This is a genomic window from Coleofasciculus sp. FACHB-712, from assembly GCF_014695635.1.
Lineage (GTDB): Bacteria > Cyanobacteriota > Cyanobacteriia > Cyanobacteriales > FACHB-T130 > FACHB-T130.
Genome location: NZ_JACJOQ010000212.1, coordinates 1 through 1932, shown reverse-complemented (window position 1 = coordinate 1932; position 1932 = coordinate 1). Strand labels below are relative to the sequence as shown.

Below are 1932 nucleotides of genomic sequence, written 5' to 3'. Positions count from 1 at the left end.
GTGATTACCATGCCGGTTTCCATCTGGGTGACATCGCACTGGATGGGTAATGCACCGGCATCTTCGGCGGTGTTGAAGAAAATCGGCGCGATCGCACTCCCTAATATATATCCCCCCGCCCGTTTATTGGGTACGAAGGGTATATCGTGCCCAATGTGCCACAAAACAGAGTTAATCGCAGATTTCCGGGAAGAACCCGTTCCGACGACATCCCCTACATACGCCACGGGATGCCCTTTTTTCTTCAACTCGACAATCGTTTCCAAACTTCCCGGTTGCCGAGATTCCAGCATTGCCAAGGCGTGCAAGGGAATATCCGGGCGGGTTGTGGCATGGGTTGCGGGAGATAAATCGTCGGTGTTCGTCTCTCCCGGCACCTTAAACACGGTGACGGTAATCGCTTCTGGCAAGGTGGGGCGACTGGTAAACCACTCCGCCGCCGCCCAAGCGTCAATGACTTGCTTGGCATAGGAATTCGTCTCGGACAATTCCAAGACATCGTGGAAGGCATCATACACCAGCATGATTTTGCTTAAAGCTGTTGCGGCGGCTGATGCCAATTCATCGTCAGATTTGAGTAAATCTATCAACGATTGCACGTTGTAGCCGCCTACCATTGTTCCCAGCAGTTCTACTGCATAGATAGGGGTAACTAGAGGGCTAATGGTTTCGCCTTTGGCGACAGCGGTGAGAAAGCCAGCTTTGACGTAAGCAGCGGGATCGACGCCTGGAGGAATGCGATCGCGCAGCAATTCCAACAATGTCTCTTCTTCACCCGCTGGAGGATTTTTCAACAAGTCGCACAATTGAGAAGTCTGCTGGGCATCCAACGGCAGTGGTGGAATTCCGAGTGCCGCCCTCTCAGCGACGTGTTGACGATAAGATTCAAGCATTTTCAAGTCTCCTAGTCTCAGCAAAATTTGGGGGCGGTAGCGCTTTTAGCGCATCGCTTTTGTGTTTTCAATCGTGAGGATGCGATTCACACGCTTTTTGCCCTCGATCGTTAGAAGTCAACACAAGGCAGAGCGCTACTGCTTAAGTCGCAGATTACCTTTATTAATTATTGTGAAAAAATGGAATAAAATTTGTAGGATTCGCTGCAACGACCCTTACCCGTAACGGTTTATTTGCCAGAATCCATTCCCATAAAAAAAAGGGCGATCGCTCTCTATCGCCCACGTAGCTTTATAAACCAGGAATCCGTCGTCTTCAGCTTTGAAGATTTCGTGCTTAGATAAAATTTTACACCTAAAGGGGGAGGAGTGCGCTCCTTGACTCTTTGCGGTTGAGTTAGCAATTACTGCTGACTCAACCGCAAGCACAGCCAGATATTCTGGAAACTCCTAGAGGCACAATGTCAGTTGCTTCGACTCTGCTTCTAGAAGGCGAATTAGATTTTCGTCACCTTTGGCTTTAGCGACTTGTATCCGATGTTCCAAGCTGCGGTGGATATTCGCTAAGTGACTTTTAGCGGCGTTATCCAACACTTTTCGCCGACTTGTATCGGTTGGCAATTTCCGATCGCCTAGAGATGCCATCCCTTCACATGAGATTTGCCTCTCTAGAGCATCCCTAGTCGTGCCGGTTTTGCCGATGAAGTAGGGGACTCCCCGATAGTTCAAGTTAACAATCGCATCGGGAACTGCAATATGTCTGGGATATGCAACGTTGTAAGTCTGTCCCCGATACTTCCCCACAATCTCGCTTTCGGTTACTTCCAGCGTGGGTGAAGTTTTTTCGTAGCTGACGCCGCGATAAGAGAGTTTCATAAGTTTCGCCTCCGATTGAGTTTCCTGAGTATTTGTTACTAAGCAAGGCACGCTGCTTCGCGATCGCGCTCTACTTTTATTCCCCAGAGCCACTGACGGCTATGAATACTCAGTCAGTGGTGAACTAGCTAATTTATTTCTGTATCTATTTTTACATTTTTCC

1 protein-coding gene and 1 pseudogene are annotated in these 1932 nt (G+C 48.8%); both read right to left on the bottom strand.

Features of this window, described 5'->3' with window-relative positions; all coding sequences use genetic code 11:
• Positions 1–893: pseudogene (locus H6F50_RS06000) on the bottom strand (aconitate hydratase B); the annotation flags it as partial.
• A gap of 450 nt (positions 894–1343) precedes the next feature.
• On the bottom strand, positions 1344–1769 hold the full coding sequence (locus H6F50_RS05995; RefSeq protein ID WP_190427430.1) for a DUF4278 domain-containing protein: 426 nt from the start codon (positions 1767–1769) through the stop codon (positions 1344–1346).
• Between the last annotated feature and the right edge of the window lie 163 nt (positions 1770–1932).